The 23,118-nt window shown below is 64.7% G+C and carries 24 protein-coding genes; 15 read left to right on the top strand and 9 right to left on the bottom strand.

Annotation, left to right across the window (positions count from 1 at the left end; all coding sequences use genetic code 11):
- Positions 1-145: 145 nt before the first annotated feature.
- The 13 genes from XH96_RS28080 to XH96_RS28020 all read left to right on the top strand — a co-directional run bounded on the left by XH96_RS28080 (position 146) and on the right by XH96_RS28020 (position 12,033).
- Complete coding sequence (locus XH96_RS28080) at positions 146-601, top strand: phasin (protein WP_061878177.1); 456 nt, start codon at positions 146-148, stop codon at positions 599-601.
- A gap of 192 nt (positions 602-793) precedes the next feature.
- Entirely contained in the window at positions 794-2,080 is a 1,287-nt protein-coding gene (locus XH96_RS28075) for a DUF445 domain-containing protein (RefSeq protein ID WP_194394283.1), read from the top strand.
- A gap of 203 nt (positions 2,081-2,283) precedes the next feature.
- Positions 2,284-3,054: a triacylglycerol lipase gene (locus tag XH96_RS28070; protein ID WP_194388716.1), complete on the top strand. Its 771-nt coding sequence runs from the start codon at positions 2,284-2,286 to the stop codon at positions 3,052-3,054.
- Positions 3,055-3,145: 91 nt separating this feature from the next.
- The gene (paaX, locus tag XH96_RS28065) at positions 3,146-4,012 is read left to right on the top strand and encodes a phenylacetic acid degradation operon negative regulatory protein PaaX (protein WP_194388714.1); all 867 of its coding nucleotides are present in this window, start codon (positions 3,146-3,148) and stop codon (positions 4,010-4,012) included.
- Between the two features lie 76 nt (positions 4,013-4,088).
- On the top strand, positions 4,089-5,081 hold the full coding sequence (paaA, locus tag XH96_RS28060) for a 1,2-phenylacetyl-CoA epoxidase subunit PaaA (protein ID WP_194388712.1): 993 nt from the start codon (positions 4,089-4,091) through the stop codon (positions 5,079-5,081).
- 10 nt (positions 5,082-5,091) lie between these two features.
- Complete coding sequence (gene paaB, locus XH96_RS28055) at positions 5,092-5,379, top strand: 1,2-phenylacetyl-CoA epoxidase subunit PaaB (RefSeq protein ID WP_015687593.1); 288 nt, start codon at positions 5,092-5,094, stop codon at positions 5,377-5,379.
- Positions 5,379-6,155: a 1,2-phenylacetyl-CoA epoxidase subunit PaaC gene (paaC, locus tag XH96_RS28050; protein WP_194388710.1), complete on the top strand. Its 777-nt coding sequence runs from the start codon at positions 5,379-5,381 to the stop codon at positions 6,153-6,155. The genes paaB and paaC overlap by 1 nt, the downstream gene beginning before the upstream one ends.
- Positions 6,149-6,652, top strand: coding sequence for a 1,2-phenylacetyl-CoA epoxidase subunit PaaD (gene paaD / locus XH96_RS28045; protein WP_194388708.1), 504 nt, complete (start codon positions 6,149-6,151; stop codon positions 6,650-6,652). Before paaC ends, paaD begins: the two co-directional genes overlap by 7 nt.
- Positions 6,653-6,789: 137 nt before the next feature.
- Positions 6,790-7,872: a 1,2-phenylacetyl-CoA epoxidase subunit PaaE gene (gene paaE, locus XH96_RS28040; protein WP_194388706.1), complete on the top strand. Its 1,083-nt coding sequence runs from the start codon at positions 6,790-6,792 to the stop codon at positions 7,870-7,872.
- 101 nt (positions 7,873-7,973) lie between these two features.
- Positions 7,974-8,423: a hydroxyphenylacetyl-CoA thioesterase PaaI gene (paaI, locus tag XH96_RS28035; RefSeq protein ID WP_194388704.1), complete on the top strand. Its 450-nt coding sequence runs from the start codon at positions 7,974-7,976 to the stop codon at positions 8,421-8,423.
- 38 nt (positions 8,424-8,461) lie between these two features.
- Complete coding sequence (gene paaK / locus XH96_RS28030) at positions 8,462-9,793, top strand: phenylacetate--CoA ligase PaaK (protein ID WP_194388702.1); 1,332 nt, start codon at positions 8,462-8,464, stop codon at positions 9,791-9,793.
- 64 nt (positions 9,794-9,857) lie between these two features.
- Positions 9,858-10,862, top strand: a complete 1,005-nt coding sequence (locus XH96_RS28025) for a zinc-binding alcohol dehydrogenase family protein (protein WP_194388700.1) — start codon at positions 9,858-9,860, stop codon at positions 10,860-10,862.
- 115 nt (positions 10,863-10,977) lie between these two features.
- The gene (locus tag XH96_RS28020; RefSeq protein ID WP_194388698.1) at positions 10,978-12,033 is read left to right on the top strand and encodes a YeeE/YedE family protein; all 1,056 of its coding nucleotides are present in this window, start codon (positions 10,978-10,980) and stop codon (positions 12,031-12,033) included.
- Here XH96_RS28020 and XH96_RS28015 read toward each other — a convergent pair.
- Positions 12,012-12,926, bottom strand: a complete 915-nt coding sequence (locus tag XH96_RS28015; RefSeq protein ID WP_194388697.1) for a DMT family transporter — start codon at positions 12,924-12,926, stop codon at positions 12,012-12,014. The genes XH96_RS28020 and XH96_RS28015 overlap by 22 nt on opposite strands.
- Before the next feature lie 82 nt (positions 12,927-13,008).
- On the opposite strand from XH96_RS28015, the gene XH96_RS28010 reads away from it, so the two are divergent.
- A complete protein-coding gene (locus tag XH96_RS28010; RefSeq protein WP_194388695.1) occupies positions 13,009-14,457 on the top strand; it encodes a PLP-dependent aminotransferase family protein in 1,449 nt (482 codons plus the stop codon).
- A gap of 110 nt (positions 14,458-14,567) precedes the next feature.
- Here XH96_RS28010 and XH96_RS28005 read toward each other — a convergent pair whose 3' ends face one another.
- The 5 genes from XH96_RS28005 to XH96_RS27985 are packed head-to-tail and all read right to left on the bottom strand — an operon-like array spanning position 14,568 to position 19,318.
- Positions 14,568-15,791, bottom strand: coding sequence for an alpha/beta fold hydrolase (locus XH96_RS28005; RefSeq protein ID WP_194388693.1), 1,224 nt, complete (start codon positions 15,789-15,791; stop codon positions 14,568-14,570).
- A 25-nt stretch (positions 15,792-15,816) separates the two neighbouring features.
- Entirely contained in the window at positions 15,817-16,476 is a 660-nt protein-coding gene (locus XH96_RS28000) for a sulfite oxidase-like oxidoreductase (RefSeq protein WP_028178372.1), read from the bottom strand.
- 3 nt (positions 16,477-16,479) lie between these two features.
- Positions 16,480-17,802, bottom strand: coding sequence for an MFS transporter (locus XH96_RS27995; protein WP_194388691.1), 1,323 nt, complete (start codon positions 17,800-17,802; stop codon positions 16,480-16,482).
- A 35-nt stretch (positions 17,803-17,837) separates the two neighbouring features.
- A complete protein-coding gene (locus XH96_RS27990; protein ID WP_194388689.1) occupies positions 17,838-19,058 on the bottom strand; it encodes a cytochrome P450 in 1,221 nt (406 codons plus the stop codon).
- A gap of 50 nt (positions 19,059-19,108) precedes the next feature.
- Positions 19,109-19,318, bottom strand: a complete 210-nt coding sequence (locus XH96_RS27985) for a ferredoxin (RefSeq protein ID WP_028178369.1) — start codon at positions 19,316-19,318, stop codon at positions 19,109-19,111.
- Between the two features lie 137 nt (positions 19,319-19,455).
- Here XH96_RS27985 and XH96_RS27980 point away from each other — a divergent pair, with 137 nt between their 5' ends.
- Entirely contained in the window at positions 19,456-20,103 is a 648-nt protein-coding gene (locus XH96_RS27980) for a TetR/AcrR family transcriptional regulator (protein WP_194388688.1), read from the top strand.
- Here XH96_RS27980 and XH96_RS27975 read toward each other — a convergent pair.
- From XH96_RS27975 to XH96_RS27965, 3 genes are all read right to left on the bottom strand, one after another.
- Entirely contained in the window at positions 20,100-20,750 is a 651-nt protein-coding gene (locus tag XH96_RS27975) for an aspartate/glutamate racemase family protein (protein ID WP_194388686.1), read from the bottom strand. The genes XH96_RS27980 and XH96_RS27975 overlap by 4 nt on opposite strands.
- A gap of 10 nt (positions 20,751-20,760) precedes the next feature.
- Positions 20,761-22,179 carry an amidase gene (locus XH96_RS27970; protein ID WP_194388684.1) on the bottom strand — a complete coding sequence of 473 codons (1,419 nt, stop codon included), beginning with the start codon at positions 22,177-22,179 and terminating at the stop codon, positions 20,761-20,763.
- Positions 22,180-22,290: 111 nt separating this feature from the next.
- Positions 22,291-23,067, bottom strand: coding sequence for an SDR family oxidoreductase (locus XH96_RS27965; protein WP_194388682.1), 777 nt, complete (start codon positions 23,065-23,067; stop codon positions 22,291-22,293).
- Positions 23,068-23,118: the final 51 nt, after the last annotated feature.

Genomic DNA, 23,118 nt, shown 5'->3' with positions numbered 1-23,118 from the left:
CCGAGGCTTATCACACTTTTGTGATGGTGCGTCGCAATGCAAATGTTGCAACGCACAATTAATTATGCCATACAAGTGACTGCCCCGGGCCAATGAGGACGGGGTGAGCCCATAGCTCAGATCAATGAGGATGGAGAGAACCCCCATGACCACTGAAACCAACACCGCTTTCGAGGGCTTCAAGGACGCTTTCAAGAACATCCAGAATCTGGAAGTTCCCGAGGCCGCCCGCGAATTCGTCAAGAAGACTGCCAACACTGCCAAGGACCGTGCCGCGGAGGCCTTCGCCGGCTCCGAGCGGGTGACCGCCGCTGTCGAGAACGCAGTGGCCGAATCCGTCGCCGAGGCCGGCAAGATCAGCCGCAATATCCAGCAGGCGATCTACGAGGACGCCGAGGCGTTCTTCTCGGGCATCGACAAGCTGGCGTCGGCAAAATCGATCAGCGAAGCCGTCGAGATCCAGTCGAGCCTGCTCCGCTCCCGCGGCGAAGTGTTCGTCTCGCGTGCCAAGGCGACCGCCGACTATCTCGGCAACCTCGCCGCCAACGGTGCGAAGTCCGCTCAGGACAATTTCGCCAAGGTCTACAACAAGACCGCCTGATTGGCGCCTGAGTAGAAACTGAATTTGAGGCCCGCTTCGGCGGGCCTTTTGTTTGAGCTGCCGTAAGCACATCCACCGTCATTCCGGGGCGCCCGAAGGGCGAACCCGGAATCTCGAAATTCTCAGGTGCGCAATTGCGCACCATAGTTCGGTCCTGCGGACCGCCCCGGAATGACGTACTCTCAAACCGTCATGACTCCACCCGCCACCTTCTCCTTCGACGCCCCCGGCGATGCCGAACGCGCGGCCGAGCTGCGCCGTGTGAAAACCCTGGCGACGCTGGTGCTGGCCGCGACGCTTCTGCTCTTCGTCGTCGCGAAATGGCTTCTTCCAGTGCATCCCGTGTTCGGCTTCGTTGCAGCCTTCGCGGAAGCGGCGACCATCGGTGGTCTCGCCGATTGGTATGCGGTGGTCGCGCTATTCAAGCGGCCGCTCGGCCTGCCGATCCCGCACACGGCGATCATCCAGAGCAATCAGGCTCGCCTCGCCGACAAGCTCGGCGAATTCATCCAGGTGCATTTCCTCGAGGCCGGCCCCGTCGAGGCGAAGCTGAAGGAGATCGATTTCGGCTCCTTCGTTGCGGACTGGCTGCGCAACCGCAAGCGCAGCGATGATCTGGCGCGGTTCGCGCTGCGCCTGCTCCCGGAGGCCGTTTCCGCCACCGAAAGCTCCGGTCTGATGAGCTTCGTCATCCGCCGCATGTCATCGCAGCTCCAGGCGATCGATTTGGCGCCGCTCGCGGCCGGCACGCTGCGCGGCTTCGTGGCGGAGGGGCGGCACCAGATCCTGTTCGACGATCTCCTGCGTGTGATGCACGACACGCTGAACCAGAAGGAAACGATGGCGATGATCCGCGAGAAAGTACGCGCGGAGTTGCCGACCCTGCTCAGGCTCTATCGCGCCGACAAGTTTCTGGTGAACAAGATCGTGGTCTCAGCCACCGCTTTCTTCAACGAGGTGCGCAGCGATCCCAAACATCCGTTCCGCGGTGAGTTCGATCGCATGGTGCTGAGCTTCGTCGATCGGCTCGGTACCGATCAGGCCTACATCGATCGCATCGACGGCTTGAAGCGCGATTTGCTCGCGCGTCCCGAGCTTGCCGAACTCGCCCGCACCGTCTGGGCCAACACGCGCTCCTTCATCGAGCGTAGCGCGAGCGGCGAGACGCAGGTGCTGCAGCATCATCTCGCCGGCATGTTCGTCGCGGCCGGCGAGGCGCTCGCCGGCGATGCCGAGCTGCGCGGCGAGATCAACAAGGGCTTGGTAGCGGTGCTGCGCAGCTTCGTTGCCGACCAGAAGAAGGGCGTCTCCACCTTCATCTCCGATCAGGTCAAGGCGTGGAATATGACGCAGCTGATCACGCTGATCGAAATCAACATCGGCCGCGACCTGCAATACATCCGCTTCAATGGTTCGCTGATCGGCGGTCTCGCCGGTCTCGCGCTCTACTCCGCAGAATTCCTGCTTCGATTGCTGTGACTTTCGCGTCACGGCCGTCAGCATTACCGTGCGGGCCTATTGCCGCCGCGCATCTCTCCCGCTTGAATGTCTGGAACCGGCCACCTAGCTGATTCATGTTGCGCTGCGGAACGTTCGAGAAGCCGGCGCATTGGAATTCATGCCCATTTGCCGGATTCGCAGCCGGCGTCCTTTCCAGCAAGTCTTTCCAGGGGAAAACATCGATGACCGCAACTGCCCAGACGCTGCGTCCGCCGTCACGTACCCTGATGTTTCTGGAAGGGCGCGCGATCCACGAGTTCGGCGCATTCCTCGGCGCGCTGCCGCTCCTGAGCCTTGCGCCGCGCGGCGATGGACATCCGCTACTGGTGCTGCCGGGCCTCGTGGCTTCCGATGCGTCGACGCGCGCGCTGCGCACGTTTTTGACGAACAAGGGCTATGCGGTGAGCGGCTGGCGCCAGGGTCGCAATTACGGCCTGCGCGAGGGCGTGCAGGATGCCATGGTCGATCTGGTCCAGGAGCTCAACGACAAGCACGGCCGCAGGATCAGCCTGGTCGGCTGGAGCCTCGGCGGCCTCTATGCCCGCCAGCTCGCCAAGATGATGCCGGAGCGGGTACGCCAGGTGATCACGCTCGGCAGCCCCTTTGCCGGCGATCCGCGATCGACCAACGCCTGGCGCGTCTACGAATGGGCCAGCGGGCACAAGGCCGATGAGGTCGATCCGCGTTTCGGCGGCGAGCTCGCCGCTCCGCCGCCGGTGCCAACCACCGCCATCTTCAGCCGCACCGACGGTGTCTGCGCCTGGCGGGGCTGCATGGAGAAAACGGGCGCACAGACCGAGAGCATCGAGGTGGAGAGCAGCCATTGCGGCATGGGCCATCATCCGGCCGTCGTCTATGCCGTGGCCGATCGCCTTGCGCAGAAGGAGGGCCAGTGGCGCCCATTTGATCGCAGCGGCTGGCGCAGCCTGGCGTATCCCGATCCGCATAGGTAGCTCGTTCTCCACTTCGTCCCGCATGAGAATGGAAGAGGCGAGTCGCTTCCATCCATTGTCGCAGCCACGCCAAACGCGCTATGCCTCGCGCATGGCGCATCCACTCTCCCGCATCATCGACCAGCTCAAGCGCGAGCCGTCGCGCACCGGCTCCATCGTCATCACCGTGTTCGGCGATGCCATCGTGCCGCGCGGCGGCTCGGTGTGGCTGGGGACGCTGCTGGAATTCTTCGAAGGCCTGGACATCGACAGCGGCGTGGTCCGCACCGCAATGTCGCGGCTTGCTGCCGACGGCTGGCTGACGCGCGAGAAGGTCGGGCGAAACAGTTTCTATCGCCTGGCCGACAAGGGTCGGCAGATTTTTGAAGCTGCCACGCGCCACATCTACGATCCGCCGCCGTCCGACTGGACCGGGCGTTTCGAGCTGCTGCTCATCGGCAATGGCGAGGACCGCGACGCCTCGCGCGAGGCGCTGCGCAATGCCGGCTTCGGCAGTCCGCTGCCGGGTGTGTGGGTCGCGCCGTCAGGTGTGCCGGTGCCCGACGAGGCCGCGGGTGCGATCCGTCTCGAAGTCTCGGCCGAAGACGACAGCGGCCGCCGCCTGCTCAGCGCGAGCTGGCCGCTCGATCGTACTGCGGATGCCTATCTGAAATTCATGAAGACGTTCGAGCCGCTGCGCGCCGCGATTGCGCGCGGCACGGATCTGTCCGAGGCCGACGCCTTCACCGCGCGAATCCTCTTGATCCACTATTATCGGCGCGTCGTGCTGCGCGATCCGCTGCTGCCCGAGAGCCTGCTGCCTGTGGATTGGCCGGGCAGGGCCGCCCGCGCGCTCTGCGGCGAGATCTACCGCGCGCTGCTTGCCCCATCGGAAGAATGGCTTGACGGCCATGCAACCAATGAGAAAGGGCCGTTGCCGGCGGCCCGAAAACTCCTGGAACGGCGGTTCGGCGCCTGACCTATATGTTACAGAAATATCTTGCATGAACTAATTTCTGTTATATTATCCCTCCCAATAAATCGGGAGGATGCGCATGTATACCCAGGCGCTGAATACGGCCGAGACCGAGGATCGCGGTCTCGAAGACGCGGCCAAGGCTGCGCAGTTCCAGGCCCGCATCGATGCCGAGGAGCGCATTGAGCCGAACGACTGGATGCCGGCGGCCTACCGCAAGACGCTCACCCGCCAGATCTCCCAGCACGCCCATTCCGAGATCGTCGGCATGCTGCCCGAGGGCAACTGGATCACCCGTGCGCCGACGCTGCGCCGCAAGGCCGCGCTGCTCGCCAAGGTACAGGATGAGTGCGGCCACGGGCTCTATCTTTACGCCGCAGCCGAGACGCTCGGCACCTCGCGCGAGGAACTGGTCGACGCCATGCTCGCGGGGAAGGCCAAATATTCCTCGATCTTCAACTATCCGACGCTGACCTGGGCCGACATCGGCACAATCGGGTGGCTGGTCGACGGCGCCGCGATCATGAACCAGATCCCGCTGTGCCGCTGCTCCTATGGCCCGTATGCGCGCGCGATGATCCGCGTCTGCAAGGAGGAGTCGTTCCACCAGCGCCAGGGCTACGAAATCATGGTGACGCTGTGCCGCGGCTCCGACGAGCAGAAGGCGATGGCGCAGGATGCGCTGAACCGCTGGTGGTGGCCGGTGCTGATGATGTTCGGCCCGCCGGACGCGACGAGCCAGCACAGCGACACCTCGACGAAGTGGAAGATCAAGCGTTTCTCCAATGACGAACTGCGCCAGAAATTCGTCGATGCCACTGTGCCGCAGGCGCAATATCTCGGCCTCACCATTCCCGATCCCGGCATGACGCAGGATGCGGACGGGCACTGGCGCTACAGCGAGATCGACTGGACCGAATTCAAGCAGGTGCTCGCCGGCAATGGCCCCTGCAACCGCGACCGCATGGCCGCGCGCCGCAAGGCGCACGAAGAGGGCGCCTGGGTGCGCGAGGCGGCAGCCGCCTATGCCGCCAAGCGCGCGCGGCGTCAGACCGCGCAAGCTGCCGAATAGGGAGATCAAGATGGCCACGCCGAACACCCCGCTGTGGGAGGTCTTCATTCGCAGCCGCAACGGACTCGCGCACAAGCATGTGGGATCGCTGCATGCCAGCGACGCGACCATGGCCCTGCAAGCCGCCCGCGACATCTACACCCGTCGCGGCGAGGGCCTGTCGATCTGGGTCGTGCCGTCGAGCGCGATCACCGCGAGCGATCCTGCCGAGAAGGGCATGATGTTCGAGCCGGCGGAGTCGAAGATCTACCGGCACCCGACGTTCTACGAGGTGCCGGAAGAAGTGGGGCACATGTGATGGCCGTCGCCAACATCCAGGTCTCCGAAACGCCGCTGGTGCTCTACGCGCTGCGCCGCGCCGACGATGCGCTGATCCTCGGCCATCGACTGTCGGAATGGTGCGGGCACGCGCCAATGCTGGAAGAGGACATGGCACTCTCCAACATCGCGCTCGACCTGATCGGCCAGGCACGGGAGCTGTATAGCTACGCAGCCAAGGTCGAAGGTAGGGATAACGACGAGGACAAGCTCGCTTACTTGCGCGACGTGCGGCAGTACCGCAATCTGCTGCTGGTCGAGCAGCCGAATGGCGATTTTGCCCAGACCCTGGTGCGGCAGTTCTTCTATTCCGCCTTCGCCGATCTTTACTGGCGCGCGATGATGAACTCGCGCGATACGACGCTTGCTGCCATTGCCGCTAAGTCGGAGAAGGAGAGCGCATATCACGTGCGCCACGCCTCGCAATGGATCATCCGGCTCGGCGACGGCACGGATGAGAGCCACGCGCGTGTTCAAGGAGCGATCGATCATCTCTGGGCCTTTACCGGCGAGATGTTCTCGGTCGACGACGGCGAGCGCGCCCTGATCCAGGCCGGCATCGCCATCGATCCGGCGAGCTTGCGCGGTCGCTGGTTGACGAGGCTGTCCGAAGTCGTCGGCGAAGCGACACTCGAGCTGCCCCGGAACGACTGGACGCAGCAGGGTGGCCGCTCCGGCCGGCACAGCGAGCATCTCGGCCACCTCCTGTCCGAGCTGCAGTCGATGCAGCGAACGTTCCCGGGGCTGACATGGTGAGCGTGCTGGAGCATGACAGCGAGCTGCGCCGGCGGGCCTGGGACGCCGCGGCAAGCGTGGTCGATCCCGAAATCCCGGTGCTGACCATCGCCGATCTCGGCGTGCTGCGCGAGGTTGCGCTCGATGGCGATCATGTCGAGGTCGCGATCACACCGACCTATTCGGGCTGTCCCGCCATGAACATGATCGCGCTTGAAATCGAGATCGCGCTGGAGCGCGCCGGCTTTCATCATCCCAAGGTGCGCACCGTTCTGTCGCCGGCCTGGACGACGGACTGGATGAGCGAGGAGGGGCGCCAGAAGCTTCGCGCCTACGGCATTGCGCCGCCGCAGGCCTCGAACTCGCGCCGCGCGTTGTTCGGCGAGCAGGCCGTCGCGTGCCCGCAATGCGGCTCGGAAAACACCGAGTTGCTCTCCGAGTTCGGCTCGACCTCCTGCAAGGCGCTGTGGCGCTGCAAGGCTTGCCGCGAACCCTTCGATTACTTCAAGTGTCATTGAGGCACACAAATGCCAACACCATCGTCATTGCGAGGAGCTCTTGCGACGAAGCAATCCAGACTGTTTCCGCAGAAGGATTCTGGATTGCTTCGCTTCGCTCGCAATGACGGCAGTGAGACCAATGTAGGGTGCCCGTGATGTCCGCAGCCGCACCACGCTTTCATCGCCTTGCCGTCAACGGCCTCCGCCGCGAGGCGTCCGACGCCGTCTCGATGACCTTCGCCATTCCCGACGAACTCGCCGGCGATTACGCCTTTACGCCCGGCCAGTATCTCACGCTCCGCACCAAGCTGGATGGCGAAGAGGTGCGCCGCTCCTATTCGATCTGCTCCGGCCCCGACGACGGCGAGATCCGCATCGCCGTGAAGAAGGTCGATGGTGGTGCGTTCTCGAGCTGGGCGGCGGACGAGCTGAAATGCGGCGACGAGCTTGACGTGATGACGCCAACCGGCCGCTTCGGCGTGGTCCCGCCGGCAGATCGCGCGCGCATCCATGTCGGCTTTGCCGCCGGCTCTGGTATCACGCCGATCCTGTCGATCGTGAAGGGTGTGCTTGCCCGCGAGCCGGACAGCCGCTTCTTCCTGTTCTACGGCAACCGGACCACCGACAACATCATGTTCCTCGAAGCGCTCGAGGAGCTGAAGGATCGCTTCATCGATCGCCTCTCGCTCTTCCACGTCATTTCCGGCGAGGAGCAGGACATCCCGATCCTGCATGGCCGGCTCGACGGCAGCAAGGTGAGGGTGCTGCTGCGCTCGCTGGTGCCGGCGGGGAGCGTCGATCACGTCTTCATCTGCGGCCCCCTCGGCATGAGCGAGCAGATCGAGGCGACCTGCCGCGATCTCGGCATCGCGGACGAACGCATCCATGTCGAGCGCTTCGTCTCCGAATTCGGCGGCAAGCCGCGGCCCAAGAAAGCCGTTGCGCCGGATGCGCCGCCGAAGGCGATTGCGTCGCTGATCATCGACGGCAAGCGGCGCGACGTGCCCGTCGCCGAGGACGAAGCGATCCTCGATGCCGCACTGCGTGCCGGGGTCGATCTGCCTTTCGCCTGCAAGGGCGGCATGTGCTCGACCTGCCGCGCCAAGCTGGTCGAGGGCGAGGCGCCGATGGACATCAACTATTCGCTGGAACCGTGGGAGCTGAAGGCCGGCTTCGTCCTGACCTGCCAGGCCAAACCATCGTCAGAGCGTGTCGTCGTCGATTATGACCATGTCTGATCGGGCAGATCAGACCCCATGAATGCAAATGCGTCGCATTATTTGACAGCTTGAGCCAACCAGCAGAACATCATGTGCAAGCATCTGGCCCGGAGAAGCGCGTGAACGTCAAAGCCGCCCTGTCGCCCGAGGATATTGCCCGTGCCTGCGCTGACGCGATGTGGGCGGAGGACGATGCGTCCAAGGGTCTCGGGATGGAGATCGTGGAGATCGGCCCTGGCTTCGCAACGCTTGCGATGACGGTGCGGCCGGACATGGTCAACGGCCAGCGCATCGCCCATGGCGGCTTCATCTTCACCCTCGCCGACTCCGCCTTCGCGTTCGCCTGCAACTCGCACAACGAGCGCGTTGTCGCGGCGCAGGGACAGATCACCTTCATCAAGCCGGGCAAGCTCGGCGACCGCCTCATTGCAAAGGCACGGGAAGTCACTCGTGGCGGCCGTTCCGGCATCTATGATGTGCGTGTCACTGCCGGCACCGCCGTCATCGCGGAATTCCGCGGGCATTCGCGTGTCGTTCCCGGCACATGGCTGCCGGCGCCAGATCAATAAGACCAAAGAAAAGAACAAACCAATGTGGGGAAACGAGGATGGCTCTGACGAGGCTCAAGGAAGGTGCCAGTAGCTATAGCGCCGAGATGGACGCACGTGAGCGCGCCTCGCGCGACGAGATCATGGCGCTGCAGAAGCAGCGGCTGGCCTGGTCGCTGAAGCACGCCTATGACAACGTCGCGCATTATCGCAAGGCCTTCGACAAGGCCGGCGTGCACCCGTCCGACTTTCGTGAACTGTCCGATCTCGCGAAATTTCCGTTCACGGTGAAGACCGATTTGCGCGACAACTATCCGTTCGACATGTTCGCCGTGCCGCGCGAAAAGCTGGTGCGCGTGCATGCCTCGTCCGGCACCACGGGCAAGCCCATCGTGGTCGGTTATACGCAGCGCGATATCGACACCTGGTCGGAGGTGATGGCGCGCTCGATCCGTGCCGCCGGCGGCCGCACCGGCATGATCATCCACAATGCCTATGGCTACGGGCTCTTCACCGGCGGCTTGGGAGTGCATTACGGCGCCGAGAGGCTCGGCTGCACCGTGGTGCCGATCTCCGGCGGCATGACCGAGCGGCAGGTGCAGCTCATCAACGACTTCCGTCCTGACATCATCACGGTGACCCCGAGCTACATGCTCGCGATCCTCGACGAGTTCAAGCGCCAGAAGCTCGACCCGCGCCAGAGCTCGCTCAAGGTCGGCATCTTCGGCGCCGAGCCCTGGACCAATGCGATGCGCGGCGAGATCGAGGACGCCTTCGACATGGACGCGACCGACATCTACGGTCTCTCCGAGGTGATCGGCCCCGGCGTCGCGCAGGAATGCATCGAGACCAAGGACGGCCTGCACATCTGGGAGGACCACTTCTACCCCGAAGTGATAGACCCCGAGACCGGTGCGGTGCTTCCGGATGGGGAGAAGGGCGAGCTGGTGTTCACCTCGCTCACCAAGGAAGCCTTTCCGGTGATCCGCTATCGCACCCGCGATTTGACGCGACTGCTGCCGGGCACGGCGCGGCCCGGCATGCGGCGGATGGAGAAGGTGACCGGCCGCTCCGACGACATGATCATCCTGCGCGGCGTCAACCTGTTTCCGACCCAGATCGAGGAGGTGTTGCTCGCGACCGACTGGTGCGGCGGGCACTTCATCCTGGAACTGACTCGCGAAGGCCGTATGGACGAACTGACGATCATCGCGGAGGCGCGGCCCGAGAGCTGGGACGGCCGTGGTCTGCTCGACCATGCGGACCGGATATCGACCCACATCAAGAACACGATCGGGATCAGCTCCAGGGTCCAGGTGGTCGCGCCCGCCACGCTGGAACGTTCGCTCGGCAAGGCCAGGCGGCTGTACGACAAGCGCCCCAAGGACTGACGGGATGGATTGACTTGACCGCGCCCAGGGGCGACAAGGCCCGCGAGAAATCGCGGGTCTTTTCATGTCGACAGCCGATGCCAAAACCGTCGAAGCGCGCTGTGTGCGTCTTGTCTCAAAGGCTGAAAACGCTGCCGCGCTTGCGCCAGTCGTGGAGCGCCTGACACTCGAGCGCGGTCCGAGCGATGTTCTGATCGAGGTTAAGGCCGCAGCCGTCAATCCATCCGACATCAAGGCTGCGACGGGGCTGATGCCCTATGCCGTGTTTCCCCGGACTCCCGGCCGCGACTACGCCGGCGTGGTGATCGACGGGCCGGCGGGTACGGTCGGACGCGAAGTGTTCGGCTCGTCCGGTGATCTCGGTATCCGTCGTGACGGCACCCATGCCTCCCATCTCGTGGTCGAGGCTGACGCCGTCGTTGAGAAACCGAAGACCGTGTCCTGGGAGGCGGCCGCCGGCATCGGCGTCCCCTTCGTCACCGCGATGGAAGGCTTTCGCCGCGCAGGCGTGCCGAAGAGCGGCGAGACCGTGCTGGTGTTCGGCGTCAACGGCAAGGTCGGACAGGCCGCGGTTCAGATCGCGACCTGGCAGGGCGCGCGCGTCATCGGCGTGGTGCGCAGGACGGAAGCCTATGAGGGGCATAGCAGCGTGCCGGTGGAGGTGATCGACGCCTCTGCCATTGACGTTGCCACACGCGTGCGCGAATTGACCGGCGGGAAGGGCGCCGACATCGTCTTCAACACCGTCGGCGATCCCTACTTCCAGGCCGCGCACAAATCGCTTGCGCTGCGCGGCCGCCAGATCCTGATCGCCGCGATCGACCGCATCGTGCAGTTCAACATCCTCGAATTCTATCGGGGGCAGCACACCTATGTCGGCATCGACACGCTGGGTCTATCCTCGGCCGCGACGGGCGCGGTGCTGCGCGACCTTGGTCCGGGCTTTGCGAGCGGACATCTGAAGCCGTTTCCGATCAGGGCGAATGCGATCTATCCGCTTGAGCGTGCCAGGGAAGCCTATGTCGCCGTCGCCGGCTCCTCGCGCGACCGGGTCATCCTGAAGCCGTAGCAAATCGTCATTGCGAGCGCAGCGAAGCAATCCAGCCGGTCTCCGCGGATGCATTTCTGGATTGCTTCGCTGCGCTAGCAATGACGGAGAACGTCGAGAGATCTGAGAACAATCGATGGAAGCCGCCCAGTTCGTCATCCTCGCCGGTCTCGTCATCGGGCTCGTCTACGGCGCCGTCGGCTTGCTCAGCGGTTTCTGCCTGATGAGCAGCATGCGCGGCCTTCTGGCGGAGGGAGACGGGCGGCTGGTGCGGAGTTATGCGCTGGCGATCGCCGTTGCGATCGCTGCGAGCCAGCTCCTTGCCGGCAACGGCATGGTCGATCTCGGCAAGTCGATCTATCTGCAGCAGTCATTCTCAGTGCCTGTGCTCTTCCTCGGCGGCCTGCTGTTCGGCTACGGCATGGTGCTGTCGAACGGCTGCGGCTCGCGGGCGCTGGTCCTGCTCGGCCGCGGCAATCTCCGTTCCTTCGTCGTCGTGATCGTGCTCGCCATTGCCGCGCAGATGACGCTGAAGGGCCTGATCGCGCCGGCGCGTATCGCGCTGGTCCAGGCCTCACAAACGACTGTCAGCGCAAATTCGCTGCCGTCCGTGCTGGTGATGCTCGGTGTCACGGAATCGCTTTCACGCGCGCTTGCCGCCGCCGCGACGGTCGTCGGGCTGATGCTGTTCGCCTTCGCGCACCCGGCGTTTCGCCGTTCGCCAGGTCAGATCTCGGCAGGTGTCGTCGTGGGCCTGCTCGTCGCCGGCGGTTGGTATGTCACCGACTGTCTCGGCGCCGACGACTTCAACCCCGTCCCGGTGACCTCGCTCACCTTCATTGCGCCGATCGCGGATACTCTGCAGTACGCCATGCTCTCGACCGGTCTTACGCTGAATTTCGGCATCGCGACGGTGGCCGGCGTCTTCGCCGGCAGTCTGGTGACGGCGCTCGCTACGGGCCGGTTCAAGCTCGAAGGCTATTCCTCACCGCGTCACATGCTGCGCTCGGGCAGCGGCGCGGCGCTGATGGGCATCGGCGGCGTGATGGCGTTCGGCTGCTCGATCGGGCAGGGGCTCACCGGCGTCTCGACGCTTGCGCTGGGGTCGTTCGTGGCGCTCGCCGGCATCCTGGTCGGCACGACGGCGGGTCTGCGCGGTGCGCTGCGGGTTCAACCCCTCGCAGTGGCCTGACCGCGCAGCAGTCGGTCGCCGAGCGTCGCAAGGCCGATGCCGCTGACGATCAGTCCGGCCGCGATGGCAAGGCTCGCGTCGATCGGCTCACCCAGCAGGATCGCGGCACTGGCGATGCCGACGAGCGGCGTCGCGGTGGTCCCGAGCGACGTCGTCAGCGCCGAGATGCTCTTGTTGACCATCGACATCGCCCAATAGGCCAGCACCGTTCCGATCAGGCCCGAATACAGGAACAGCGACACGAGCCGCCATGACCACTCGACTTGCGGCAGCCCGTCGATGATCATCGCCAGTGTCGACAACACGGCCGTGGCCACGAGCACCTGCCAGAGCAGGAGCTGGAGCGGAGAAGCGATCCAGCGATGCGCGCGCATATAGATGATGTTCGCGGCCCAGGAGATGGCGGCCAGGATGACCATGCCGGCGCCGAGCAGGACGCCTGAATTGGTCCAGTCGATCGAGGACGGATTCAGGATGACGGCAAGCCCGATCAGCCCGAGCAGGGCGCCGGCAAGCTTCGGCGCGGTCAGCGTGCCCTTTCCGAGCATGGGGGCGGCGAGTGCGACCCAGAGCGGGGTGGTGTAGCCGAGCACGACGCCCTTGCTCGCGGGCAGGAAGCGCAGACCCGCCGCGACGAGGATCGAGAACAGCGTCATGTGCAGCAGCGCGACGCTGAGGATGACGGGTATATCGCGTCGTTCCGGGATCACCAGATTCTTGCTCAGTCCGAGGATCACGATCAGGCCGACCAGAGCGATCCAACTCCGGATCGCGGCGGTCCACAGCGGCGAGACGAATTCCACGAGTTGCTTCGTCACCGACCAGTTCACACCCCAGGCCAGCACGACGATGAGGAAAAGGCCGACGGCCGCGCGGGGTGAAAGTGAGTTCATCTCGGAGTCCTTGAAGCAGTCCAGTTCGCCGGATAGCATCGCTACTGGCACCTGAAAAAGCGCCAGATTGGAGAATAATAAGATGCCAATTTCGGAGGAGGTGATCTCCGCTCTGATCGACTTGAAACGGACGGACGACGCCGGGCTGGTGACGCAGCTGACGAGCCAGCTTAGAGACCTGATCGCGAGCGGCCGTCTCGGGAAGGGCCGTACGCTGCCGTCGAGCCGTCGGCTCGCGAGCGATCTCGGCGTCTCCCGCAACACCGTCACTTATGCGTACGAACAGCTTGCCGCCGAGGGATATATTGCGGCATCGCACGGCCGCCGTCCGGTGGTCACGGTCGATGGTGGCGGAGATCGTCTAGGAGCGGGTGCCGCTGCGGCGCCTGGACGCTCCGGAAAGTTGCGACTTTCGCCCTGGGCCTCGAATCTCAAGCAGACCGACTGGCCGATGTCCTATCAGGCATCGCTGAGGCCGTTGCGCCCGGGGCATGGCGATTTCAGGGAGTTTCCGGACGAGGTCTGGGCGCGTTGCTTGCGCCGCGGTGCCCTGCGTGCAGCCAGGCGCGAGCTCGGCCCGGTCAACCGGACGCGCCTGCGCGAGGTGCTCGCGGATTATCTGGCGACCAGCCGGGGTGTCCGGGCCGCCGCAGGCCAGATCATGATCCTGCCGAGCGCGCAGGCTGCGTTGACCTTGATTGCCGCGACCATCATCACGCCCGGCGATGAGGTCTGGGTCGAGGATCCCGGTTACCCCGGTGCTGCGGCCGCCTTCCGGGCGTCCGGCGCGCGCGTGAGCGGTATCGGACTGGACGAGGAGGGTATGCAACGGATGCCGGGCCTTGCGGCGCCAAAACTGATCTTCATGACGCCCTCGCATCAGCATCCGACGGGGCGGCTGATGTCGCTGGCCCGCCGCGCCGAGTTTCTCAACCTGAGCAGGCCCGGCAAGACCTGGATCGTGGAGGACGATTACGACGGCGAATTCCACTATGACAGCCGGCCGGTGCCGGCCTTGCAGGCGCTCGATACCCATGGCCGCGTGTTCTATGTCGGCACCTTCTCGAAGGCGACGACGCCGGATATCCGGCTCGGCTATCTGGTCGCGCCGCCGGCACTGGCCAGCATCCTGGAGATCGCGCAGCGGCACATCGGACTGATCGCTTCGAGTCACATCCAGGAGGCACTCTCCGAGCTCATCGCCGATGGGCATTTCCTCGCACATCTGCGCCGGATGCGCCGGCTCTATCACGCGCGCCGCGATCACCTCGTCGAGGAACTGGAGCGACAGCTCGGCGGGACGCTCTCGGTCGAAGTGCCTCCTGGAGGCATCCAGCTCGTCGCCCGACTCAAGCGCGGGCGCACTGATCAGGCGACGGTGAAGCGGCTGGTTGCGGCGGGGGTCGAGACGCGCGCCCTGTCGAGCCTGGCGGTTGGCCGGCCCCGCGATCGCGGCCTGCTGCTCGGCTTCGCGGCGTGGCGCGAGAGCGAGATCAGCGCGGCCGTGCGGACGATGGCATCGTGCTTCTAAAGCATGATCCGGAAAAGTGCGCAGCGGTTTTCCGAAAAGATCACGCTTAAACAACAACCTAAAGCGCGATGACGATTCATGCTAATCGCATCGCGTTTTAGTGCAGGCGCCTAGTCCACCGCCTTCGTCACGATGCGGATCTCCGACGTCAGCGTCCGATGCACCGGGCACTTGTCGGCGATCTCCATCAGCTTCTTGCGTTGCTCGGCATCGAGGGCGCCGTCCATCGTGATGTCGCGCTCGATCTGGTCGAGCATGCCGTCGCGGGTCTCGCATTCTTCGCAGTCTTTTGCGTAGATCTTGGAATGCTTCAGCGTGACGGTCACGCGCTCGAGCGGCAGTGACTTGCGGTCGGCATAGAGGCGCATGGTCATGGAGGTACAGGCGCCGAGACCGGCGAGCAGGAAGTCATACGGGCCGGGTCCCGCGTCTGCGCCGCCGGCCGCGACCGGCTCGTCGGCCACCAGATGATGCGGCCCGACGGTGATGATCTGGTTGAACTTGCTCTTGCGGGTCTCCTGCACCACGACCTTTCGCGGGTCCTCGGCTAGATCCATCGCTTTTGCGGGCTGTGCTGAGTCAATGTAACGGCTCGCCCAGGCCGCGATCACGTCGGCCGCGTAAAGCGCGTCGGTGGGCTTCGTCAGCAGATGATCGGCATGATCGAGCGAGACGAAGCTCTTGGGATGCTTCGCCGCAACGAAGATCTTCGTCGCATTGTCGATGCCGACGGTGTCGTCGACAGGCGAATGCATCACCAGCAGCGCCTTGTGCAGGCCGGTGACGTCCTTCATTAGCTCGTGCTCGGCGATGTCGTCGAGGAATTCACGCCTGATCCGGAACGGACGTCCGGCGAGCGAGACTTCGACCTCGCCCTCGGTGCGGATCCTGTCGATATGCTCCTTGAACAGACCCGTGACGTGGGCGGGATCGGACGGCGCCGCGATGGCCACGACCGCCCTGGCTTCGGGGATCTGTCCTGCTGCCGCAAGGATCGCGGCACCGCCGAGGCTGTGGCCGATCAGGACTGACGGCGCCTTGCGGATGCTGCGCAGATGATCGGCTGCGCGCACGAGATCGGCGACGTTGGAGGAGAACGTCGAATTGGCGAAGTCGCCCTCGCTGGAGCCGAGTCCGGTGAAGTCGAACCGCAGCACCGCAATGCCTTTGGCGGCGAGCGCGACTGCAATGCGCTTGGCCGCCAGCGCGTCCTTGCCGCAGGTGAAGCAATGCGCGAACAGCGCGAACGCCGCGGCCTCGCCGTCAGGCAGCTCCAGCGCGGCCGAGAGCTGATGGCCGCCTTCTCCGGTGAATTGAAAGCGTTCGGTCGGCATGGGCTTCCCTCGTCCTTGCGTGAGCCTAATCGCCCGAATAGCGCTGTTCGGCCCAGGGATCGCCGCGGTTATGATAGCCGCGGACTTCCCAGAAGCCCGGCGCGTCCTCGGTCAGGAATTCGATGGCCTGGAGCCATTTGGCGCTCTTCCAGAAATACAGATGCGGCACCACCAGCCGCACCGGGCCGCCATGCTCCTCGCTCAGGGGCTGGCCCGACCAGCTATGGGCGAGCAGCGCGTCCTCGGCGGCGAAGTCTTCCAGTGGGAGGTTGGTGGTGTAGCCGTCATACGAATGCAGCACGACGAAGCGCGCATCCTCGCGCGGCTGGCAGGCCGCGAGCAGCTCGCGCGTCGCGAGTCCCTCCCATTCATTGTCGTAGCGCGACCAGGTCGTCACGCAGTGGATATCGGAGGTGAACCGCGCCTGCTTCTGCGCAATGAACTCGTCGAAGGTCCAGAACACGGGAGTTTCGATCGCGCCGTAGACGTCGAGCCGCCAGCGCTCGCGCGAGACCGGCGGTACGACGCCCAGATCGAGCACCGGCCAGTCCTTGGTGAGGTGCTGACCGGGCGGCAGGCGCTGATCTTCCGGACGCGTGATCTTGCCGGTGAGGAACCGGCCCTCGCGCGCCCACTTCTCCTTGGTGCGCGTCAGCTTGCTGTCGGATGGCGTCTCGTCTGTCATGGCCTACTCGTGCCGATGCATTGCGGAGGCGTGCTTGGTATCGCGCATGGTTGAATAGATGATCAGCGACAGGCAGATGATGCCACTGAGATAGAAATAGAACCATTCCTCGTGCCCGATGCTCTTGAAATAGAGCGCGATCGCCGGCGCCGTGCCGCCGAAGATCGAGACCGTGATGGCATAGGGCAGGCCGACGCCGAGGGCGCGGACATTGGTCGGGAATAATTCAGCCTTCACCACGGCGTTGATCGAGGTGTAGCCGGCGACGAACAGCCAGGCGGCGCAGATCAGGATGAACGTCATGAAGGGCGATTTCGTCTCCTTCAGCGCCATCAGCAGCGGAACGGTAGCGAGCGTGCCGGCGACGCCGAAGAAAATCAGCAGCGGCTTGCGGCCGATCTTGTCGGAGATCGCGCCGTAGATCGGCTGGAGGATGGTCGCGAAAATCAGCGTGCCGAAGATCACGAAGGTGGTCTGGTCCTCGGTCAGCCCGACCGAAAGCTTGACGAAGGTCTGCATGTAGGTGGTGAAAGTGTAGAACGCGGCGGTGCCGCCGGCGGTGAGACCGACGACCAGCAAGAGCTCGCGCGGATAGCGCAGCAGATTGGTGATCGAGCCGGTCGGCTTCACCACCTTCCTGGCCTCCTCGAACGCCTCGGTCTCGTGCAGGCCGCGCCGCATCACCGCGGCGAAGATCGCCAGCAGCGCGCCGATCGCGAAGGGGATGCGCCAGCCCCAGGCCTTCAGCTCTTCCGGTGTGAGGAAGACCTTTTGCAGGAGCAGCAGCACGATGATCGCGGTGAGCTGGCCTCCGATCAGCGTGACGTACTGGAAGCTGGAATAGAAGCCGCGATGCTTGGGGTCGGCGACCTCGCTGAGATACGTGGCGCTGGCGCCGTATTCGCCGCCGAGGCTCAGGCCCTCGATGACGCGGGCGAGCGCGAGGATCACCGGCGCTGCGAAGCCGATCGTGGCATAGGTCGGCGTCAGCGCGATGATCAGCGAGCCGAAGCACATGAAGACGACGGACAGAGTCAGCGAGATGCGCCGGCCGAAATGGTCGGCGAGATAGCCGAAGAACCAGCCGCCCAGGGGCCGCATCAGGAAGGTCGCCGCGAACACGACGGCGACATTCAATTGCTGCACGACAGGGTCGTTGCCGGGAAAGAAGGCGGGAGCGAAATAGAGCGCGAATGCCGTATAGGCGTAGAAATCGTACCACTCGACGAGATTGCCGATGGAGCCGATGAAGATCGCCTTGATCCGCCGTTCAGCGTCGGCGACGTCAAAAGTCTCGGAGGCCGGTTGGATTGCTTGCTCTGTCACGTCCGGCCTTCCGCTTCCTTTTGTCTGGGGAAGGCCTACATCGCCTTTCCCAGCAAAAATGGCAACTGCCGGGGGCCTCTCACCGTGCCCTGTGACCAGGTCACAGTGCCTGCCGGATCGAGCCGGAAGTCCGGAATCCGCTTGAGCCATTCCTCCAGCGCAACCTGCATCTCCATTCGCGCAAGGTTGGAACCGACGCAGCGATGAATGCCGAGGCCGAAGGCGGCGTGGCGGTTCTCGCGGCGGTCGATCACGACTTTGTCAGCGTCCGGAAACATCTTGGGGTCACGGTTCGCGGCCGGGAACGACAGCAGCACCATGTTGCCGGGCTTCACCGGACAACCCGAGACCGTGGTTTCCTTGACCACCTCGCGCGCCATCGTCACCGGTGAATAGGCGCGCAGCAGCTCCTCCACCGCGGTCGGGATCAGTCCGGGCTCGGCGATCAGCCGCTCGCGGTCGGCCGGCGTCTTCGCAAGATGCCAGAGCGAGGAGCCAATCGCGCTCCAGGTGGTGTCGATGCCGGCGATCAGCAGCAGGCGCAGCGAGCCCAGCACGTGGGAGTCCTCGAGCGGATTGCCTTGCTTGTCCCTGGCGTTCATCAGATAGGAGATCAGGTCGTCGCTGGGCTTGTTCTTGCGCGTTTCGATGTGGCCGCTGAAATAGGCCGTCATCTCCTGCACGGCCTGGAGCAGCTTGCTCTCGTCCTTGATGCCGAGCTCGAGGATCATGTGAATCCAGTTGATGAAGAGATCGCTGTCGCTCTCGGGAATGCCGAGCATGTGCGCGATCGCCCGAACCGGGATGTATTTGCTGTAGCGTGCGGCGGCGTCGACCTTGCCGTCGGCGATGAACTCGTCGATCAGTTCGTTGCAGATGGCGCGAACCCGCGGTTCGAGCTTCTTCATCGCGTCCGGCGTGAAAGGCGGCAGCAGCAATTGCTTGGCCGGCTTGTGCTCGGGCGGGTCCGAGGTGATCGGCGGCGCCGCGTTCCTCGCGACTTCGGGGCGCACATCGCGGACGATGATGCGGCGTGAGGAGAAGTGCTGGGTGTCGTTGGCGATCTCGCGCACGGCTTCATAGGTCGTCGGCAGGTAGCAGCCGAGGAAGCGTTCCGTGTGCACCACGGGACTCGCGGCGCGTAGTTCGTCCCAGATCGGGAACGGGTCCTCCGTCCATTGCGGATCGGTGTGGTCGAAATCATGGACCCAGTCGGTCACGGGCGGATGGGCGGTGGGCTGGTTGACGTCGGTCATGGCAGGGAATCCCTTGGCTCGTGTTCGCTGGAAGCACGCAGGCGGCCGCGCTACTCCTCGATCACATCGATTGCGATTTCCGGGCAGTTGGCTTTCGCAAGCCAGGCCTTGTCCTCAAGCCCCGGCGGGACGGCGCCGTCGCCGGCTTCGTGCGCGTTGCCATATTCGTCGAGCTCGAAAAGCTCCGGCGCGAGGGCCTTGCAGCGGGCGTGGCCCTGGCATTTCTCCGGATCGACGTGAACCCTTAGTCGCTCTGACATTGCGGCTTCCTCGGTCGTGTGTGCGCGGGGCCCGAAGGGGCGGCGCGTTCCTCATCTGGGATTGTTCTAAGTTATATCCTATTACATTCGCGGCGGGCTTCCCCTGTCAAGCGCAAACTCATAGGCTTCGACTCAACATGCGTTCACAATTCGCTCGCAAATCCGAGAAGACCTATCACCATGGCGATCTCCGCGACGCCTTGATCAAGGCCGCATTGCGCGAAGCGGAACGGGGCGGCGCCGAGGCGATCAGCATCAAGGCGCTTGCCAGGCAGCTCGGTGTTTCGCAGCCGGCGCCATACCGGCATTTCGCCGACCGCGAGGCGCTGCTCGCGGCGGTCACGGCGGAGGCGTTCCGGCAACTCACAACGGTTCTACGCGAGGCGATGGCGGAGCCGTCGAAGCAGTCGAAGCTCTCGCGACTCGCGCAAGCGACGCTCGATTTCGGTCTGCGCCGTAACGGTATCTACCGCTTGATGTTCGCCTCGCGCACCGTGTCCTGCGCGGCCAAGGGCAGCGAGCTGCACGAGGCGACGCGGGAGACCTTTGCGCTCGTGATCGAGGCGCTGGAGGCCCCGGCGGTCGGCTACTTGCGCGAGCGGCAGGCGCTCAAGATCTGGGCCGCGCTGCATGGGGTGGTGATGCTGGCCGAGCAGGGCCTGTTCACCGGCGAGGCGGCGCATGCCACGCGCGAGGAATTGGTCGAGGATTTCGTCAATGAGACAAAGGCTGCGCTCGCGGTCGCGATCAAGGATGCGCGGCGCCGGACAAAGGCCGGCGCCTAAGCCTTCGCCTGCAGCAGCCTCATCAGCTTGTCGACGGCACTGTCCGGCGTCGTCACGACCGGGCGGCCGGTGGCCTCTGCAACCAGCGGCGCAGTCGCGGCGATGCTGAATTGCGCGAGCGCGATGACGTCGCAGTCGCGCAAATCGCGAGATGCTTCCGCGATCAGCCGGTCGTGCGTGGCACGGTCGCCGCGATCGAGCGCAGCCAGCGCGCCCTCGGCCAGTTTCGGCACGATCTGGACGGAGGCAGGGAACTCGGACGGCATCGAGGCCAGCGTCGGCGGAAAGGTCGAGAGCAGGCCGACGCGCTCACCCATGGTTACGGCACGTTCGATCATGGCCTCGTTCGGCTTCAGCACCGGCATCGAAGCATGTGCGCGCGCGACCGCCTCGATGCAGGGGCCGAACGCGGAACAAGTGAACAAGATTCCATCCGCTCCCGTCGCCGCTGCGTAATCGCCCAGCGCGAGGAAGCGCTCGGTCATGGCATCGGCGAGCGTGCCGTCGCGCGCCAGATCCGCAGACAGGCTGTCGTCGAGCAGGTTCATCAGCCGCGCCTCAGGCCACGCCGTCGCGAACGCCGCCTCGATCGGGGCGATGGAGTGCTTGAGGGCGTGGATGAGGGCGATGCGAGGCGTCGTCGTCATGGGGTCGACGTCAGTTCTTCACCTTCGGATCGATCGGGGTCGTGCCGCGCAGGCCCAGAATATCCTCCAGCACCTTCGCGCCGGCGATCACCTGTGCGTCGGCCCGCGGTGCGCCGACGACTTGCACGCCGACCGGCAGGCCCGACGCCGTGAAGCCGCACGGCAGCGAGAGCGCAGGACAGCAGGCGAGCGTGATGGCGTAGACGATGCCGAGCCACTCGACGTAATTGTCGAATCTCTTGCCGGCGCATTCGGCGACATAGCGGTGTTCGATCGGGAAGGGCGGCACGATCGTCGTCGGTACCAGCAGGAGATCGTAGGTCTTGAAGAACTCGACCGCCCGCGCGGTCATGCCGACGCGCTGCGCCTCGGCGCGCGCGAGCTGATCGACCGTGAGCTTGAGGCCTTCCTCGATGTTCCAGATCACCTCGGGCTTGAGCATGTCGCGTTTGGTGCGCAGCAGGTTGGCCTTGGTGATCGCGAAATCGAACGCGCGCAGCACGTGGAAGCATTCATGCGCCTCGCGCCAGTCCGGATGCGCCTCCTCCACGATCGCGCCGGCCTCCGCGAAGCGCTCCGCGGCCTTACGTGTGATCGCCTTCACTTCTGGATCGACCGGCGTGATGCCAAGGTCGGGTGAATAGGCGATGCGCTTCGGCTTCTTGCCTGCCTGAGCCGCCGAAAGGAACGAGGTCGTTGGCGCCGGCAGCGACAGCGGATCGTCCGCATAGTCGCCGCTCATGGCGTCCAGCAGCAGCGCGAGATCCTCGACGTTGCGCGCCATCGGGCCGACCACGCCGAGATTGCGATCGATACCTGACTTCGGGGTATGCGCGACACGGCCGATGCTCGGCCGCATGCCGACGACGCCGCAGAAAGCCGCCGGGTTGCGCAAGGACCCGCCCATGTCGGAGCCCTGCGCGAGCCAGGCCATGCCGGTTGCGAGCGCCACGGCCGCGCCGCCGGAGGAGCCCGCTGCCGATTTCGTCGTATCCCAGGGATTGAGGGTCGCACCGAACACCTCGTTGAAGGTGTTGGCGCCAGCGCCGAATTCCGGCGTGTTGGATTTGGCGTAGACCACCGCGCCGTTCGCCTCGAGGTTCTCGACCATGAGGTCGGACTTCGCGGGGATGTTGTCCTTGAAAATCGGCGAGCCCTGCGTGTTCAACACGCCCCCGACGTCGGTGAGGTCCTTGATCGGCACCGGCAGGCCAGCGAGCAGCCCGCGCGCCCCGGCCGGCTTCTGCATCAGCGCTTTCGCATTGGTTCGCGCGCGATCGAAGCACAGTATCGGCAGCGCGTTGACCTTGCCGTCGACCTCACCGATGCGCTTCTCCAGCACATCCAGGAGCTCGAGCGGCGAGACGTCGCCGGACCGCAGCTTGTCGACGACGGCGCATGCTGTTTCGCGGATCAGGTCTTGAGACAATTAGTTTACTCCTACCTCTTGATTGTCATTCCGGGGCGCCCAAAAGGGCGAACCCGGAATCTCGAGGTTCCGGGTTCGATGCTTTGCATCGCCCCGGAACGACGTGAGCAATTAACCCCACCCCGCGCTGATGCCTCCGTCCACCGTATATATCACGCCCGACGTGTAGCCGGAGCGATCCGACGCCAGGAACGCCATGAGGTCGCCGATCTCGCGCGCATGCGCGGGGCGGCCGAGCGGCAGGCTCTTCTGGAATTCCTTGTAGCGGCTCTCGTCGCCGAACTGGTGCTTTGCCCGCGTCTTGAGCAGGGTGACGTGGCGATCGGTGCCGACGGGACCGGGATTGATGCCGACGACGCGGATGTTGTCGGCGAGGCTCTTGCCGCCGAGCGCGCGCGTGAACGCCATCAGCGCGGCGTTGCCGGCGCTGCCGCAGATGTAGTTGGCGTCGAATTTTTCGCCGGCCGCGCCGATGTCATTGACGATGACGCCGCCGCCCTTCGCCTTCATCTGCGCATAGATGTGCCGCGTCAGGTTGATGTAGCCGAACACTTTCAATTCCCAGGCGTGCCGCCAGGTGGCCTCGTCGATCTTGTCGATCGAGCCGCCGGGGATGTCGCCGGCATTGTTGACGAGCACGTCGATGTCGGCGGCTTCTTTCGCCAGCCGCGCCACGTCCTCCTCCTTGCGCAGATCGACGATGCTCGTTGCGGCGTCGATCTGGTGTGCGGAGCGCAGGCGGTCGGCCAGCGCCTTCAGCGCCTCGCCAGTGCGGGCGGCGAGCAGGAGATGCGCGCCTTCCTCGGCAAACGCCTCGGCGGCGGCTGCGCCGATGCCCTTGGACGCGCCGGTGATCAGGACGCGCTTGCCACGCAGATGCAGATCCATGGGAGTACTCGCAGGATAGGTACAGGATGAAACCAGTAGGCGCTCGGCCGC

It is taken from the genome of Bradyrhizobium sp. CCBAU 51765 (genome assembly GCF_015291725.1).
GTDB lineage: Bacteria > Pseudomonadota > Alphaproteobacteria > Rhizobiales > Xanthobacteraceae > Bradyrhizobium > Bradyrhizobium liaoningense.
This window is presented reverse-complemented; position numbering and strand designations above follow the sequence as displayed.

Coding starts and splice junctions, on each gene's coding strand:
- XH96_RS28080 (WP_061878177.1), top strand. CDS start 146: ATGACCACTGAAACCAACACCGCTTTCGAGGGCTTCAAGGACGCTTTC.
- XH96_RS27965 (WP_194388682.1), bottom strand. CDS start 23,067: ATGGATCTGCATCTGCGTGGCAAGCGCGTCCTGATCACCGGCGCGTCC.
- XH96_RS27985 (WP_028178369.1), bottom strand. CDS start 19,318: ATGTCAGAGCGACTAAGGGTTCACGTCGATCCGGAGAAATGCCAGGGC.
- XH96_RS28010 (WP_194388695.1), top strand. CDS start 13,009: ATGCCAATTTCGGAGGAGGTGATCTCCGCTCTGATCGACTTGAAACGG.
- XH96_RS28000 (WP_028178372.1), bottom strand. CDS start 16,476: ATGACAGACGAGACGCCATCCGACAGCAAGCTGACGCGCACCAAGGAG.
- XH96_RS27980 (WP_194388688.1), top strand. CDS start 19,456: ATGCGTTCACAATTCGCTCGCAAATCCGAGAAGACCTATCACCATGGC.
- paaE (WP_194388706.1), top strand. CDS start 6,790: ATGTCCGCAGCCGCACCACGCTTTCATCGCCTTGCCGTCAACGGCCTC.
- XH96_RS28020 (WP_194388698.1), top strand. CDS start 10,978: ATGGAAGCCGCCCAGTTCGTCATCCTCGCCGGTCTCGTCATCGGGCTC.
- paaD (WP_194388708.1), top strand. CDS start 6,149: ATGGTGAGCGTGCTGGAGCATGACAGCGAGCTGCGCCGGCGGGCCTGG.
- paaA (WP_194388712.1), top strand. CDS start 4,089: ATGTATACCCAGGCGCTGAATACGGCCGAGACCGAGGATCGCGGTCTC.
- paaC (WP_194388710.1), top strand. CDS start 5,379: ATGGCCGTCGCCAACATCCAGGTCTCCGAAACGCCGCTGGTGCTCTAC.
- XH96_RS27990 (WP_194388689.1), bottom strand. CDS start 19,058: ATGACCGACGTCAACCAGCCCACCGCCCATCCGCCCGTGACCGACTGG.
- XH96_RS28070 (WP_194388716.1), top strand. CDS start 2,284: ATGACCGCAACTGCCCAGACGCTGCGTCCGCCGTCACGTACCCTGATG.
- XH96_RS28025 (WP_194388700.1), top strand. CDS start 9,858: ATGTCGACAGCCGATGCCAAAACCGTCGAAGCGCGCTGTGTGCGTCTT.
- paaK (WP_194388702.1), top strand. CDS start 8,462: ATGGCTCTGACGAGGCTCAAGGAAGGTGCCAGTAGCTATAGCGCCGAG.
- XH96_RS27975 (WP_194388686.1), bottom strand. CDS start 20,750: ATGACGACGACGCCTCGCATCGCCCTCATCCACGCCCTCAAGCACTCC.
- paaB (WP_015687593.1), top strand. CDS start 5,092: ATGGCCACGCCGAACACCCCGCTGTGGGAGGTCTTCATTCGCAGCCGC.
- XH96_RS28075 (WP_194394283.1), top strand. CDS start 794: ATGACTCCACCCGCCACCTTCTCCTTCGACGCCCCCGGCGATGCCGAA.
- XH96_RS28005 (WP_194388693.1), bottom strand. CDS start 15,791: ATGCCGACCGAACGCTTTCAATTCACCGGAGAAGGCGGCCATCAGCTC.
- paaX (WP_194388714.1), top strand. CDS start 3,146: ATGGCGCATCCACTCTCCCGCATCATCGACCAGCTCAAGCGCGAGCCG.
- XH96_RS28015 (WP_194388697.1), bottom strand. CDS start 12,926: ATGAACTCACTTTCACCCCGCGCGGCCGTCGGCCTTTTCCTCATCGTC.